Raw genomic sequence first — 14,958 nt, 5'->3', positions numbered from 1 at the left:
TAAGCCAAAGTTAATACAACAAGATTTTTTCTACCAAGTTTTTTTGACAATAAGTCGCTAAGATTTAGATTAGTTAATTTAACTTAACCAAATATCATCACACTTTAATATCTGTTAATAAACTCTGTGTCTCCTGCTTTTCCTCATAAAAACTCAATCGATTACGAGTCTAGTAAGTCTGACCCATCCCAGACTGCTTTAGAAGTTGTTAATTCAACCTCTAAACAACCAGAAGTTGGAATGACAGTATCAAATAAATCTTATCGTTGGAATCGTCCCAAATATTCTCGGAATCGTCGCCGAATAGATATTTGGCTGTTTGTATTTTCTTTCCTCTTCAAAAACTGGCTAAATAATCGGAAATGGACTTATAGGGGTGGTTTGACCCCAGAAAAACAAGCAGTCAGACGCAGAGGACAAGCCATTTGGATTAGGGAAAACTTTTTAGAATTAGGACCTACTTTCATCAAATTAGGGCAGCTATTTTCTACTCGTGCGGACTTGTTTCCCACCGAATATGTTGAGGAACTTTCCAAGCTACAGGATAGAGTTCCTGCTTTTTCCTACGACCAAATCGAAGAAATTATCGAATCCGACTTTGGGAAACCCGCAAACAAGCTCTTTTCTACTCTAGATCCCATTCCTCTGGCTGCTGCTAGCTTGGGTCAGGTACACAGGGCCAAACTACACGGTGGAGAAGAAGTAGTCGTCAAAGTACAGCGACCGGGATTAAAACAGCTATTCACCGTAGATTTAGTAATTTTGCGTCAGATTGCTCGCTATTTCCAAAATCATCCTAAATGGGGTAAAAATAGGGATTGGATGGGAATATATGAAGAATGCTGTCGAATTTTATGGGAAGAAACCGATTATCTCAATGAAGGTCGCAATGCAGATACCTTTCGTCGCAATTTTAGAGATGAAGACTGGGTGTGCGTTCCCCGCGTCTATTGGAAATATGCTTCTCCTAGAGTATTGACTTTGGAATATATGCCAGGAATCAAAATCAGCCACTATGAAGCTATTGAAGCTGCTGGTTTAGACCGCAAATTATTAGCAAGATTGGGAGCGAAAGCCTATTTACAACAAATCCTTAATGGTGGCTTTTTTCATGCCGATCCCCATCCAGGTAATCTTGCAGTCAATACCGATGGAGCATTAATCTTCTATGATTTTGGCATGATGGGTCAAATTGAAAATAATATCCGCGAAGGTTTGATGGATACTTTGATGGGTATTAGCCAAAAAAATGGAGACATGGTAGTCAGATCTCTAATAAATTTGGGAGCATTAGTTCCTACGGGGGATATGACAAGCGTCAGTCGTTCGATTCAGTTTATGCTGGATAACTTTATGGATAAGCCATTTGAGGAACAGTCTGTTGATGCAATCAGTGAAGACCTATACGATATAGCTTACGGTCAACCATTCCGTTTCCCTGCCACCTTTACTTTTGTCATGCGAGCTTTTTCTACTCTAGAAGGAGTTGGCAAGGGTTTAGACCCTGAATTCAATTTTATGGAAGTCGCTCAACCTTATGCAATGCAGCTTATGACTAACACTAGTTCTAATGGAAATACAATTTTCGATGAATTGGGCAGACAAGCAGCCCAAGTAGGTACAACCGCCTTGGGGTTGCCTGGACGAATCGACGATACAATAGGTAAATTAGAAAGAGGAGACTTGCGAGTCCGTGTCCGTTCGATAGAATCAGAACGGGTTATACGTCGTTTAAGTGCGATTCAGCTTGGTACAAACTATACTGTGTTGTTGAGTGCGTTATTAATTTGCGCCACTCTCCTCTTGGTCAATGAATACAAGATTGTTGCAGCGATCGCTGCTATTATCGCTTTAATCCCTGGTTGGGCATTGTTGCGAATATTAAAACGTCTCGATCGCATTGACCGCATGTTCTAAAAGAAAGATCATAGACCACAAGTCAAAAGGGCGGTGTCATCTATAATCTTCGATCTTTTCCAGTTTACCGACTAACTGTTTATGAAGCGTCACTTTATAGGTCTTACGGATACAGGGGTTGTACGAACAGCCAACCAGGATAGTTTTTTTGTCGATGAAGAGTTGGGGCGTTTTTTCATTGTAGCGGATGGTATGGGGGGGCATGCTGGCGGACAGGAAGCTAGCAAGATTGCCACAGAAGTTATCCGAAACTACTTGGAACAACATTGGGAGCTTCCTCTCTCTTCAGAAGTACTGCTTAAAGAAGCAGTAGAAAAGGCTAACCTGGGTATTATTGAAGACCAACAAAATCATCCCGAACGACGAGATATGGGAACTACTGTCGTAGTACTGATATTTCGAGACGAAAAACCTTGGTGCGCTCACGTGGGGGATTCTCGTTTATATCGTTTACGTAGCTCTAATTTAGAGCAAATTACTGGCGACCATACTTGGGTGGGTATGGCACTTAAAAAAGGAGAAATTGATGCCGAACAAGCTAAATTTCACCCCTGGAGGCATGTTTTATCTCAATGTTTGGGAAGGGAAGATTTACAGCAAATAGATATTCAAGAATTTGACGTCCAATCTGGCGATCGCCTATTAATTTGTAGTGATGGTTTGACTGAAGAAGTTTCTGACACTCAAATTCAAGATGCCCTAATAAATCTGAATTCTTGTGATGCAACCGCAAGAGAATTAATTGATACGGCGAAGATAGCAGGAGGGTCTGATAATATTACTGTAGTGGTAGTAGAACAAGAATAAATTTCTCAAATTGAAAAGGAAGATCGGTGGTAAGCGAATCTACATGGTGGGCTTATCGTCACAAAAACTAAATGCTCTCTCAAATTAAAAAAATTGCTCTAGATTTTGCTCAGCGACTAATTGAGATTCGTCGTCATATCCACGCTCATCCCGAACTTAGTGGAGAAGAATATCAGACCTCTGCCTATATTGCAGGGGTACTATCTTCTTGTGGTCTGAGTGTTACCGAAGCGGTTGGAAAAACAGGTGTTTTGGGAGAATTAACGGGTTCAGGGAGCGATCCCCGCACTTTGGCAATTCGTACCGATATGGATGCTTTACCAATTCAGGAATCGGCAAAGTTGGATTTTGTTTCCCGCAACCCAGGAGTCATGCACGCTTGCGGACATGACGTTCACTCAACTTTAGGATTGGGTACGGCAATGGTGCTATCTCAACTTTCTGATAAGCTTCCTGGCAATGTGCGCTTTTTGTTTCAACCAGCAGAAGAAATCGCTCAGGGTGCAAAGTGGATGGTCAAAGATGGGGCAATGGAAGGAGTAGATGCCATCTATGGCGTTCATGTCTTTCCTTCTATTCCCGCCCGTCGAGTGGGCATACGCTATGGTGCATTAACCTCGGCTGCGGATGAACTAGAGATTGTTATTCAGGGAGAGTCGGGACACGGCGCGCGTCCCCATCAAGCGATCGATGCCATTTGGATTGCGGCTCAAGTTATTACCACCCTCCAACAAGCTATTAGTCGCACTCAGAACCCCCTTCATCCGATTGTGTTGTCTATCGGTCAAATAGAAGGAGGAAGGGCGCACAACGTGATTGCCGATCGCGTACGTATGGTTGGTACAGTGCGATCGCTTCATCCAGAAAGTCATGCTAACTTACCGCAATGGATTGAAAATATAGTTCGAGGGACTTGTCAGACTTTTGGGGCAAAATGCCAAGTAGACTATCGTCGTGGCGTTCCTTCCGTACATAATGACGAGAAACTAACAAAAATCGTCGAAACAGCTACCCGCGAAGCATGGGGTGATGAAAGCGTCCAACTATTACCCGAACCTTCTTTGGGTGCAGAAGATTTTTCAGTTTATTTAGACAAAGTTCCTGGTTGTATGTTTCGTTTGGGAGTAGGACACGGTGGTGAAACTAACTATCCTCTCCATCATCCCAGATTTGAAATAGATGAAGATGCCATTATTACTGGAGTTGTAACAATGGCTTACGCAGCCTGTAAATATTGGGAAGCAAACTAATTGCACTAGATCCTAACTTGTTACTTGTTACTTATTACTTACGAACAAGCAAGCAAGCAAACAAGCCAATCTTAGCCGATCAATTTACTACGATCTCTACTGCGGTGTCTTCTGTAAATCGGGTCTTTCATCGGGAACGATCGCGCCCTCTACAGGGCATACTTGTAGACAAATTCCACAATCAATGCAGGTAGAGAAATGTTATCTAAGCTAAGAAGTCGCCTTCTTAACTCGACTACAGAACGCAGCATGACAATTTCTCGTCACTGCGCTCCTCAATGAGATGATTCCTATCATGAATACTTCTGTTTATGCCATTCAAGATAATCTCGACGGTTTTTATTGTCGTGGCAGTGTTGATGTAGTAGTTGCAGATTTTTTTAAGTATCATTTCCACCTTGGCTTCTAGGTTTGATATGGTCTACTTCTAGAATGTCTTGGCTTGTGAATGATAACTTGCAAATTGTACATATACCTTTTTCCTTCTTAAGTAATGTCCTTACTCTTGTAGAAGTTTCTGGATATGTGCCTAATCTTTGACTCCAGTAAACGAAATCACCGTCATAAGGAGACTTTTTTCCTTTGACCTTAACGTGACGAATAATTTTAGTATCCGAGTGGTTAATTAGTGTATAGGTAACTTCATTTTTATAGGTTTCCGAGAATACCCAATTTCGATTTTCTATGGATTTCCAGTATTTACTCTTAACCCATTTCTTACCTTTATTGGGGTGTCTTTTGTTAGCCCATCTTCTGAGTTTTAGATATGTTAAATGGTCTAGAAGTTTAAATGTCTCACTGCTGATTACTCCTCTAAAGTAATTGCACCACCCTCTGATAATCGGATTAAGCAGACCAATAACTTTCTCAGTCTTAGATGCCCGATGTTTATCAATTACATCTTCAATTTTCGTTAGGTGTTTTTTAATACTTTGTTTTGAGGGTTTTATTAGAAGTTTGTGACCCAGCGGTTTCCTTTGTGAGCTACGTCCTGATTTGTACTTTCCTGCACGGTAATGCTGGATGTGAAAACCTAAGAAATCAAATCCTGTGTTTCCTTCGTATTCTTCGAGACTGTGGCTTATTCGAGTTTTTTCTGGTTTTAACTCTAGTCCTATATCTTTTAGCCATGTTTCTATTAAAGATTTACACTGTCTGACCACTTCGATGTCTTTATGTAAGACTACAAAGTCTTCCGCATATCGTATTAGGTTTGGTGTTGGAATACTCCAATACTTTCCATTTTTGTAGCCATTTCTATCAGGGAACGATTTCCTAATGAGGTCTTCCATTCCGTGTAATGCTATATTGGCTAACAAAGTGGAAACTACGCCACCTTGGGGCGTTCCTTCCTTAGTTGGAAATAATGTACCCTTGTCGATTACTCCCGACTTGAACCAAGCTTTAATTTGCCGAGTTATCGTGGGAGATGTGTTTATTTTCTCTAATAGTTTTTGATGGTCAATTTTATCAAAGCATTTAGATATATCCGCATCTAAGATATATTTTGCTTTTTGCGCCAGTGATTTATGGATTGCTCCAATTGCGTCATGACAGGAACGTCCTGGTCTAAATCCATACGAGTTGCTCTCAAATTTTGCTTCCCATTCTGGTTCTAGAGCCATTTTTACCAGAGCCTGTTTAGCTCTTTCATAAATGCTAGGTATTTCTAAAGGGCGTGCTTGGTGCGCGTACATGCGGCTAAAGCCTTTGTCTTGCGCCTTACGTCGGCACGGGGTCGTATCCGCTTTTTCGGTTTTTCCTGGTTTTGGTATCCAAATTCTACGGGTAGGTTTAGATTTATCTTCAATTTGAAGATTTTTGACCAGTTTCATCCTTTTGTAAGGAGTGAGGGCTTTAATTCCATCAACTCCAGCAGTTTTCTTTCCTTGGTTATCCTGTGTGACTTTCCTGACTGCGACTGCTTTGGCTGACCATGAGCTAATCAGAAGTTTTTGGAGTCTGCGTACTACTTTGACTTCTCCACGTTCAGAAGCTTGATAAATTCTTTTTTGAAGCTTGAATACCTGCTTGTCTAGCTGATGCCAGGGGAGGGTATTCCATTCATACATCGGTTTTGCCGTGTTCATGACTTTTTTACTTTTACTACAGACTTTATCTTTCATCTCATCGTGAGTCTGTCAGCATATCCTGGGCATTACCCCAGACATTCGCTTCTGACTCTATCCTTCCCTTGTAAGGCTTGCGCTGGTTACTACTCAACTTATTCGACCAAGATGAGAGCCTTACAGAGGTTACACCGTTCCTAAGATTCGTTGGTTTCTAACTTTAGAGTCTTTCTATTCGCCGAAGGTTTTGTTATGGATGCCAGGAAACAAGGATAGATCTGTTTCCCTTGAAAATAAGTAAGTTCGAGTACTTATTCTTTAACCTTGTGAACTTTTGTTCCCAGCCTAACAACCTGTTTTGGCTGGTCTGGTATTACGACGATTCAAACGAAAGTTCGTCTTCTACTCATAGTTAGCTGCTTCGATGGGATTCCCAATCAGGTTTTGAGTTACCACCTTTTAACATCCCGCTTCATCAATTAGAGATACCACCTTAATTAATGGGGATGCGCTTTCACCCTTGCATCCAGGGGGTTGGACTTGGGTGTTACCCTCACCAACACGAACCTTAAGTTGTCTAACTGTTAATTCTTGTTACGTTCGTAATATTTTTTTACAGTTAGCAGTCTTTCCCTGGGTACTTAGACCCATTTAAGACTAACGGTTCGCACCTATCCAATACCATTCTGTTCCCTTGGTGTTTTTTCCTGGTCCATCATGAATACAAGCAACGGGACAAGCATCAACGCAATCTGCTACTCCTTCACAGATATCAGTGGCAATAGTATGAGACAAAGTATGGTTCTCCTTTAAGTTTTGTTAAGAGCAATATATGTTTGAAATTCTACCAGAATTTCATGAAAACCTAGAGCTTAAAGCTTTTTATTTATGGCTCTTCTAAAATAAGTATGACTACAAATAGTAGATCGCCTTGAGCAAATCATCTTTGAATTAGAGGATGAAAGATATGAAGCGGTTTTTTCAGAGAGAAGTTAAACTAGACACTTCAATTATTAAATTAAGTTTAATTTAGGCTCTATATCCTATAGCAATATGTCGTCTAAACGGTTGAGCGATCGCGAGAATAAATCAAGTAAATCATCGGCTAATTCCCAATTAAAATCTAGTATTGTTCACAAACCATTTGCCACGGGAACAATTAATATATTTAATCCCTATCGAAATAAGGGAAAAAGCAAATTAAGTCCGTCAAAATTATTTTTAAATGCCCAATTAGAACGAGATCTAGATAAACGCAAAACCGAATTAGAATTATCCGAATTAAATCTAGAACCTGATGAAATAGAATATCGAGACAGAAGTTGGATAGACAGTATCTTTAGCCCTTGGGGTATTAGCGCGATCTCAATTTTGTTTTTAGTTAACCTAATTGCTGCGGGGTTTATTTTCCGTAATACTAGTAACCCTCCTCAAGTCGAGTCTTCTGTTACTAAAATAGGTAACAATCATTTTGGCGATCGCGAATTTATGCCTCTCAATCTCAGCACATTAGGGGCGATCAAAACGATAGAAGAAGATCTAGTCGAATCAACCCCAGATATTATACCGATTCCTCCCGCACTTGCTCCTTTAAATAACATTGCCAGCTTATCTTCTTTCAATACTCCCTATCATTACGTACTGACTGAATATACTGGCGAACAATCTTTATCTCTAGCAAGACAAAAAGTTAAACAGGTTTCTTTAGTGAATTTTCCCCAAGGAGTCTTTGTTTACCTGGGTGCGTTTAAAAATAGAGAAGATGCCGACAAATTTGTCTCTCAATTAAAACAAAACAATTTTTCAGCCCATATTTACCCTTTAAATTAAATTAGGGCGAGTTATCATTCGCCCCTAATATACCTAATCCTAGTTTCGATCCACTTGAGAATCGATACCTTTATCTAATTGCCAGGCGATCGCGTTTAAAACTAAACTTCCATTACCCGTACAAGTTTCTTGAAATTCTTCTTGTGCTGCTACTACCGAGCCTAGTTTTTCAATAGTTTTGCCATATTTTTTATCTTTGGCTAATTCTTTTTCTTCACTAGTTAGAGGACGCGATCGCTCTAAAACAACCTTAATAATAGGTACATATTGCTCTGCTTGTTCCGATGCGTCTTGGACTTCTAGCTGCAACTTAGTTAGCTGAATAATTTCTTGCGCGCCTTGGACAATGGGCAACAATTCCTGACTATCTGACACTGCTTTGTTCGATTTTACTTTAGGACTATCCGATGGTACATAAAAAATATGATCTTGGGTTAAACCATCGGGAAAACGGTTGACATCAATTTCTTCTTTCTCCCACATTTCTTGCACAATATCTAATGCTTTAGCGCGATTTTTTTTGCTATCACCTCCTGTTGCTGACACTTCGACTAAAATTCCTTCTTGCTCTGTTGCTGGCTTGGAAAGATCGCTGACGGCAACAAAATGAGAAACTGCTGAGGTTTTTGCCATTTTGAAAAATACTTGGTAATTTTAATATTATTGTACTACTTATATTTTATTTAAAATCAGCTCTTTGATAAGATTTTAGATATTTTTGTACTAGAGCGTATTGTCAATTATTTACCAATTTTCCAGTCTCACCAGTAATTGGGATGTTCCTCCAGTCTGTCACTGTCTCCAACTCCAGGTTCGGTTTTAAAGTTATAGATCGTGATAACTCTGATAACCTTAGAGTCGTGGTTAATTGTAGCAATAGGATGAGCCACTGAGTTATATTCATTGCCTCGCTTTTGGGGAAAATGTCTTATTTTGGGAAGAAGACTTGCTGTCTTAAGAAGAATACTTCTTCTACTCAACCGGGATATAAAGCTAGTTTAAAATGATAGTCTCTTTTAATTGGTAATCAAAAATACAAATTAATCTGTAGGAAGAACAACTATTAGCTTATTGAGAGTTTGCTATTTTTTCAATCTATAAGTTCTATGAAAATAACAGTTGAAACTTTTACTGTGCGTAAAAAGTTTGCCCTGAAAATTAGTCGCGGTACAACTTCAAAAAGTACCAATATTTGGTTGCGTCTAAAGCAAGAAGGTGTTGAAGGTTGGGGAGAAGCTTCACCTTTTTCGATTATAGAAAGTCAAACAAAAGATATTTCCGATCGATTGCTAGTAGAGTTAACCGCTATTATTCCCCAGTTAGAACCATATCACCCCCTACAAAGACAGGAAATCGGTATAAAATTACAACAAGCAAATATATCAACCGCAGCACAAGCAGCAATTGATATGGCTCTTTATGATTGGTTGGGCAAAAAAGCAGGTTTACCCCTGTGGCAAATCTGGGGATTAAATCGCGATCGCATTGTACCTATTTCCGTCACCATTGGAATCAGCTCTCCAGAAGAGGCAATTAAAAGACTCAAAGCTTGGCAAGATACTTTGGATGTTAAAACAATCAAACTCAAGCTGGGTAGCCCAGAGGGTATCGCAGCAGATCGAGCCATGTTAGAAGCTATTCGCGCCTTTGCACCCGAAACCAATCTGATGATAGATGCTAATGGTGGGTGGAATTTTGATGATGCTGTAGCTATGGCTGAGTGGTTGGCCCAACAAGGAGTGGAATATATCGAGCAACCTCTAGCTGTCGCTGACGATGGCAAACTTAAAGCTTTGTCAGAGCGGTCGCCTTTACCTATATTTGTTGATGAAAGTTGTTTTAATAGTGCTGATGTTCTCCGATTGGCAACTTCTGTGGCGGGAGTTAACCTGAAAATCATGAAGACAGGGGGATTAACAGAAGTCATGCAAGCAATTAAAATTGCTAGAGCCTGTAACTTAAAAATTATGTTTGGTTGCTATTCTGATAGTAGTTTGGCTAATACTGCTATGGCTCATCTTGCAGCCTATGCGGATTATTTAGATCTAGATAGTCATTTGAATCTGATTGACGATCCTTTCACGGGCGCAGCTATAGAAGGAGGACGTTTGTTACCCAATAATAGATCGGGACTAGGAGTAAAACATCATGCTGACGGCTAAGACTCGCGTAGCAATTTTATTAGAAGATGGTATCAAAGGCAATCATGGTAAAACTGGATTAGCTTTTTTACGCTACAGCGATACGGATATTGTGGCGATAATAGATCGCTCTTGTGCGGGAGAGTCTTTAGCCCAATTAACTCAAATCGATCGCCATATCCCAATTGTCGCCGATACAAAGGCAGCTTTAGTATATCAACCAGATGTGTTGTTAATTGGCATTGCCCCCTCAGGAGGAAAATTACCTGCCAGTCTAGAAAAAGAAATTAAAATTGCAGTTGATGCAGGAGTATCGATTATCAATGGTTTGCATACTTTACTTGAGCCAAAATATCCTAATTTGCAACCCCAACAATGGATTTGGGATATTCGCCAAGAGCCTCCTGGTTTGAGTATTGGTACAGCTAAAGTGCGATCGCTTTTGGCTCGAAGAATTTTAACCGTAGGTACGGATATGGCTATTGGCAAGATGTCTACCAGCCTAGAAATACACCGCGCAGCAAAAATAGCAGGAATTAAAGCGAACTTTGTTGCTACAGGACAAGCAGGTATTGCGATCGCAGGAAAAGGTATTGCTTTGGATGCGGTTAGGGTTGATTTTGCAGCAGGTGCAGTAGAAAAAACGGTTATGAATGCAGCAGAAGATAACGAACTAATTATTATTGAAGGACAAGGCTCTTTACTACATCCAGGTTCAACAGCTACCTTGCCTTTAATCAGAGGAAGCCAACCAACAGGTTTAATCTTAGTTCATCGTGCAGGAGCAAAGCACATTCGCGATCTACCCGATGTTTCAATTCCACCTTTACCAGAAGTAATCAAACTCTACGAAACCGTGGCTAGTGCGGGGGGGACTTTTGGCGAAGTCAAAGTAAAAGCGATCGCTCTTAATACTTTTGGTATGGATGAGGATGCTGCTAATCAAGTAATTCAATCTACACAAGAATTAACTGGTTTGCCTTGTAGTGATGTGGTTAGATTTGGAGGGAAAACTTTATTATCGGCAATTACAGCAAATTAACTTCTAAGAAACAAATTAATTAAATTTAGTAGATTAATTTGAATTAAAGTTTTAATTTTGTTGTGCGATCACATAATTTCAAGCATCAATGGCGATCGCTAAATCCTTTAATATGTAGGCTTTTTAGAGTATAGATCGATCAATTATTGTAGTAATATCAGTTGGACGTTGCTTTTTTTCTGTAAAGCGTGTTACTCTAATTAAGTCGACGCGGGATAGAGCAGTCTGGTAGCTCGTCGGGCTCATAACCCGAAGGTCGGTGGTTCAAATCCGCCTCCCGCCATTTTAAAAGAATCAATCAACAGGCAAGTAAAACGATATAGCCCAAGACTCTATATCTCACTTGTTTATTGTATTTAAGTATTGATGTTAGGTAAAATTTTTGCGCCTAGTTTGGTAATCTGACATAACCGGTAAATCTTTATTGTCGATTATTAATACAATGCGAAAACCAGACACCAACTATATATTGAGATTGCTGCCTTTCTTTACTGGAGGAATAGCTGGAACGCTGTTGTTAGTTAATCGCTTATTAACAGCGCAAATTACCGAGTCTCAGGCTAGATCCGATGCTTTGGGCGTAATTGAAGGTGCAATCTTAATTTTAGTCGGTTTGTTGTGGCAACAAATTCAAGCAAGAACTCCCGATACAGTTGTTTTAGTCGGAGAAACAGGTTTAGAAATCGACCCAGAACTTACAGATACAGTTAAGACAGAGTTAGCCTGGGCATCCCATTTACTATTAACCAATACCGTAACGCGATCGCTTGTTGTCTATTATGATGGCAAAACGATACTTAGGCGTGGTGTATTGGGCGAAAATCCTCAAGTAAAACCAGGGGCAATTGTCGAACGAGTATTATCTAAAAATCAGCCTGTCTATTTGGTAAATCTTAATTTATATCCAGGTAAATTCGAGTTTGATTATTTACCAGAAAATACTCAAGGAGTTATTTGTCAACCGATTGAGGACAAAGGAGTATTAATTTTAGGCGCAAATGCACCCCGCAGCTATACCAAACAAGATGAAAAATGGATTGAAGGTATTGCGGATAAATTGGCAGTCACCTTAAATAGTGCCAATAAATAAGTATTCGTTTCAAATCTATGTAAGATTAACTAGAAATCATAGTCTACGATTGCACAAAATGATGTGGTTAACAGGACAGCAGTTACAGGGTGGAAAGTATCTTATCCAAAGATTAATCGGCGTCGGTGGCTTTGGAGTAACCTACCAAGCCAAAGATAATCGCGATCGCCTAGTTGTTATTAAAACTCTCAAAGATAGTTTCGACAGTCATCCCTCATTTGCCAAATTACAACAAGACTTTTTGAATGAAGCTTTGCGATTGGCTAAATGCAACCATCGTTATATTCCAGAAGTCTATGAAGTAATTCAAGAAGACAATCTATGGGCGATGGTGATGGAATATATTGAAGGAGAAGACTTAGGCAGTAGATTAGAAAAACAAGGCATTCTAACAGAATCTGCAATATTAAAGTACGTATATCAAATCGGTGCAGCATTAAAAATAGTTCACGGTCGAGATATATTGCATAGAGATATCAAACCACAAAATATTATGCTGAGGTGCGATCGCGACGAAGCAGTATTAATCGATTTTGGTATAGCCCGCGAGTTTATCCCCAACCTAACTCAAACGCATACTCAGATGTTAACTCCTGGTTTTGCACCCATCGAACAATACGATCTACAAGCAAAAAGGGGTGCATATACGGATGTTTATGCTCTGGCTGCAACTGCTTATGCAGCAATTACGGCTACTAGACCAGAATCAGTCACAACTAGAGGTCATCGAATCTTAAAATCTCAACCAGATCCTTTACTTCCTCCAAAACAGCTAAATAGCAATATAAGCGATCGCTTTAACTCCGCTATTCTAGAAGGGATGAAAATCGAACCAGAAGATCGTCCCCAGTCTATTCAAGAATGGCTATCTTTATTGCCGCCAGTTATTCCACCGACTCGTATTATTAACCCTAAAGTTCAATTAAATTCAGAGGTTGGAGTTGACTATAGTAAATTACAAGATTTATTAGCCCGACAAGAATGGCAACAAGCCGATGCCGAAACTGCTGCGGTCATGTTGAAAGCTGCCAATCGAGAACAAGCAGGTTTTTTAAGAGATGAAGACCTCGAATGTTTTCCTTTGAGTGACTTGGTAACAATCGATCGCCTTTGGACGAGTTACAGTCAAAATCTTTTTGGTTTTAGCGTCCAAGGAAACATCTGGTTAGAAGTTGGCGGAGAACTTCGCCCAGATTATAAAGTCTATTGTCGCTTTGGCGATCGAGTAGGCTGGAGATCTAACGAGCAATGGGTATCCTATAATAATTTTGTTTTTGATCGCGATTCTGCCCCCGCAGGACATTTACCCGCAGTTTTGGGCTGTCGTATTGGGGTTTTTTGCTGTATTCAATCTATTGGAAGTCGTTTGTTTTGGCGAATTCAACAATGCCAATTTAATTCACAATTGAAAAATAAAAAAACCGTTCAATTGACTTCTACTTCGGGTATTGAATACAAAAAACTAGATAATTTGCTTGTCAATCAACAATGGCGTGCAGCCGATTTGGAAACTGCTAACCTGATTTTAAAGATCGCAGGTAAAAAACAAACAGATACTTACCTCTCTCAAAACGATCTCCAAAAGCTTCCCTGTCAAGATTTAAGAATCATTGATGCTCTTTGGGCAAATTATAGTGGCGATCGCTTTGGCTTCAGCGCGCAAACCCGTATTTGGATCGATAGTGGATTGGATCTTAAAGATCGTGACCAATGGTCTATTTTTAGTCAAGCAGTTGGATGGCTGGGATCTTATAACCAATGTATTTTTTCTCGCGATGCTCCTTTGGGTCATTTTCCGATCTGGGGCGGTGGTCGTGGCGTACTATTGTTTTGGGCTGGTAATATTCAAGGTATTAATTATCTTTTTAGTCGTTTTACAGATTGCGGTATCGTTCATATACCTGAATAGTAGCTCATCGACTATTCCATTTTAAATTAATTAAATGAAAATTTTAATTGTTGAAGACGAGCAAGAAATAGCTCAATTAATCGAGCAAACTTTAGTCAGGGAAGGCTTTAAATGCGATATCGCTAATAATGGCTTGAAGGCATTAAAAATTTTTCAACAACAACAGCCAGATGTAGTTATTCTCGACTTGATGCTTCCTGGTTTGGATGGTCTAGAGGTATGCACTCGTATTCGTCAACAACCTTATAATAAAGATCCTTATATATTGATGCTTACCGCTAGAGGAGAAGAAATAGATCGGGTAATTGGGCTTTCTACGGGGGCTGACGATTATTTAGTCAAACCCTTTAGCCCCCGGGAGTTGGTTGCTAGAGTTCGAGCTTTGTTACGCCGTAGTTTGCGCCACGAGATACAAGATACTTCTCAAACTTATCGTACGAAACATTTTACGGTTAATTTAGACCAGCACACTGCCACAAGAGAGATAAACAACTCTAGTGATGAATTGGATCTAACTACTCTGGAATTTAGCTTGTTAGCCACCTTCCTTAGCTATCCTGGTCGAGTTTGGAGTCGTACCCAATTGATTGATAAGCTTTGGGGTAATGACTTTTTTGGCGACGAGAGAGTCGTAGACACTCATATTAGAAGGTTGCGGAAGAAAATCGAGCCAGATTCGGCAAATCCCACCTTTATTAAAACTGTAGTTGGTGTGGGTTATAAGTTTGAAGACGAAGGATAGTTAGGGTTGATAGATTTTTTTGAACTCCAAAATTCTGTATAATCAGCTAATCCTTAAAAGGAACTTATAAAGTTTTGAAACAGATAAAAACCCTGTCTAAGTTTTTGGGGTGACAATCATCTGAAAAGCCCTTTTAAACTAAGGTCTACAAGTTGAGAGGG

General features: G+C 39.8%; 11 protein-coding genes, 1 tRNA gene and 2 pseudogenes. 10 read left to right on the top strand and 4 right to left on the bottom strand.

Features of this window, described 5'->3' with window-relative positions; all coding sequences use genetic code 11:
• The first annotated feature begins 240 nt into the window (after positions 1–240).
• The 3 genes from I4641_RS08305 (at position 241) to I4641_RS08295 (ending at position 3,974) form a co-directional block, all read left to right on the top strand.
• Positions 241–1,917 (top strand): ABC1 kinase family protein, encoded by a 1,677-nt coding sequence (locus I4641_RS08305; RefSeq protein WP_263858184.1) that lies wholly within the window; start codon positions 241–243, stop codon positions 1,915–1,917.
• An 81-nt stretch (positions 1,918–1,998) separates the two neighbouring features.
• The gene (locus I4641_RS08300; protein WP_229640016.1) at positions 1,999–2,724 is read left to right on the top strand and encodes a Stp1/IreP family PP2C-type Ser/Thr phosphatase; all 726 of its coding nucleotides are present in this window, start codon (positions 1,999–2,001) and stop codon (positions 2,722–2,724) included.
• A gap of 71 nt (positions 2,725–2,795) precedes the next feature.
• On the top strand, positions 2,796–3,974 hold the full coding sequence (locus tag I4641_RS08295) for a M20 family metallopeptidase (RefSeq protein WP_229640015.1): 1,179 nt from the start codon (positions 2,796–2,798) through the stop codon (positions 3,972–3,974).
• 96 nt (positions 3,975–4,070) lie between these two features.
• Here I4641_RS08295 and I4641_RS08290 read toward each other — a convergent pair.
• The 3 genes and pseudogenes from I4641_RS08290 to I4641_RS08280 all read right to left on the bottom strand — a co-directional run.
• Positions 4,071–4,172, bottom strand: a pseudogene (locus I4641_RS08290) (4Fe-4S binding protein); the annotation flags it as partial.
• 182 nt (positions 4,173–4,354) lie between these two features.
• The gene (locus tag I4641_RS08285) at positions 4,355–6,100 is read right to left on the bottom strand and encodes a reverse transcriptase domain-containing protein (RefSeq protein WP_229640014.1); all 1,746 of its coding nucleotides are present in this window, start codon (positions 6,098–6,100) and stop codon (positions 4,355–4,357) included.
• A 615-nt stretch (positions 6,101–6,715) separates the two neighbouring features.
• Positions 6,716–6,838 (bottom strand): annotated as a pseudogene (locus tag I4641_RS08280) (ferredoxin family protein); the annotation flags it as partial.
• Between the two features lie 258 nt (positions 6,839–7,096).
• On the opposite strand from I4641_RS08280, the gene I4641_RS08275 reads away from it, so the two are divergent.
• On the top strand, positions 7,097–7,873 hold the full coding sequence (locus I4641_RS08275; RefSeq protein WP_229640013.1) for an SPOR domain-containing protein: 777 nt from the start codon (positions 7,097–7,099) through the stop codon (positions 7,871–7,873).
• Positions 7,874–7,912: 39 nt separating this feature from the next.
• Here the strand turns inward: I4641_RS08275 and I4641_RS08270 are convergent, their stop codons facing one another.
• A complete protein-coding gene (locus I4641_RS08270) occupies positions 7,913–8,506 on the bottom strand; it encodes a hypothetical protein (protein ID WP_229640012.1) in 594 nt (197 codons plus the stop codon).
• Positions 8,507–8,979: 473 nt separating this feature from the next.
• Here I4641_RS08270 and I4641_RS08265 point away from each other — a divergent pair, with 473 nt between their 5' ends.
• The 6 genes from I4641_RS08265 to I4641_RS08240 all read left to right on the top strand — a co-directional run bounded on the left by I4641_RS08265 (position 8,980) and on the right by I4641_RS08240 (position 14,797).
• Positions 8,980–10,035, top strand: a complete 1,056-nt coding sequence (locus I4641_RS08265) for a dipeptide epimerase (protein ID WP_229640011.1) — start codon at positions 8,980–8,982, stop codon at positions 10,033–10,035.
• A complete protein-coding gene (locus I4641_RS08260; protein ID WP_229640010.1) occupies positions 10,022–11,056 on the top strand; it encodes an N-acetyltransferase DgcN family protein in 1,035 nt (344 codons plus the stop codon). Before I4641_RS08265 ends, I4641_RS08260 begins: the two co-directional genes overlap by 14 nt.
• Before the next feature lie 209 nt (positions 11,057–11,265).
• Positions 11,266–11,339 (top strand) — tRNA-Met (locus I4641_RS08255).
• A 159-nt stretch (positions 11,340–11,498) separates the two neighbouring features.
• The gene (locus I4641_RS08250; RefSeq protein ID WP_229640009.1) at positions 11,499–12,146 is read left to right on the top strand and encodes a cofactor assembly of complex C subunit B; all 648 of its coding nucleotides are present in this window, start codon (positions 11,499–11,501) and stop codon (positions 12,144–12,146) included.
• A gap of 58 nt (positions 12,147–12,204) precedes the next feature.
• Complete coding sequence (locus I4641_RS08245; RefSeq protein WP_229640008.1) at positions 12,205–14,055, top strand: serine/threonine-protein kinase; 1,851 nt, start codon at positions 12,205–12,207, stop codon at positions 14,053–14,055.
• Between the two features lie 34 nt (positions 14,056–14,089).
• On the top strand, positions 14,090–14,797 hold the full coding sequence (locus I4641_RS08240; RefSeq protein WP_229640007.1) for a response regulator transcription factor: 708 nt from the start codon (positions 14,090–14,092) through the stop codon (positions 14,795–14,797).
• Positions 14,798–14,958: the final 161 nt, after the last annotated feature.

The sequence above is a fragment of the Waterburya agarophytonicola KI4 genome (assembly GCF_020640915.1).
Classification (GTDB): Bacteria; Cyanobacteriota; Cyanobacteriia; order Cyanobacteriales; family Xenococcaceae; genus Waterburya; species Waterburya agarophytonicola.
This window is presented reverse-complemented; position numbering and strand designations above follow the sequence as displayed.

What these genes read in the sequence shown, in the direction of transcription:
- I4641_RS08305 (WP_263858184.1), top strand. Translation starts at nt 241, where the DNA reads ATGACAGTATCAAATAAATCTTATCGTTGGAATCGTCCCAAATATTCT.
- I4641_RS08300 (WP_229640016.1), top strand. Translation starts at nt 1,999, where the DNA reads ATGAAGCGTCACTTTATAGGTCTTACGGATACAGGGGTTGTACGAACA.
- I4641_RS08295 (WP_229640015.1), top strand. Translation starts at nt 2,796, where the DNA reads ATGCTCTCTCAAATTAAAAAAATTGCTCTAGATTTTGCTCAGCGACTA.
- I4641_RS08285 (WP_229640014.1), bottom strand. Translation starts at nt 6,100, where the DNA reads ATGAAAGATAAAGTCTGTAGTAAAAGTAAAAAAGTCATGAACACGGCA.
- I4641_RS08275 (WP_229640013.1), top strand. Translation starts at nt 7,097, where the DNA reads ATGTCGTCTAAACGGTTGAGCGATCGCGAGAATAAATCAAGTAAATCA.
- I4641_RS08270 (WP_229640012.1), bottom strand. Translation starts at nt 8,506, where the DNA reads ATGGCAAAAACCTCAGCAGTTTCTCATTTTGTTGCCGTCAGCGATCTT.
- I4641_RS08265 (WP_229640011.1), top strand. Translation starts at nt 8,980, where the DNA reads ATGAAAATAACAGTTGAAACTTTTACTGTGCGTAAAAAGTTTGCCCTG.
- I4641_RS08260 (WP_229640010.1), top strand. Translation starts at nt 10,022, where the DNA reads ATGCTGACGGCTAAGACTCGCGTAGCAATTTTATTAGAAGATGGTATC.
- I4641_RS08250 (WP_229640009.1), top strand. Translation starts at nt 11,499, where the DNA reads ATGCGAAAACCAGACACCAACTATATATTGAGATTGCTGCCTTTCTTT.
- I4641_RS08245 (WP_229640008.1), top strand. Translation starts at nt 12,205, where the DNA reads ATGATGTGGTTAACAGGACAGCAGTTACAGGGTGGAAAGTATCTTATC.
- I4641_RS08240 (WP_229640007.1), top strand. Translation starts at nt 14,090, where the DNA reads ATGAAAATTTTAATTGTTGAAGACGAGCAAGAAATAGCTCAATTAATC.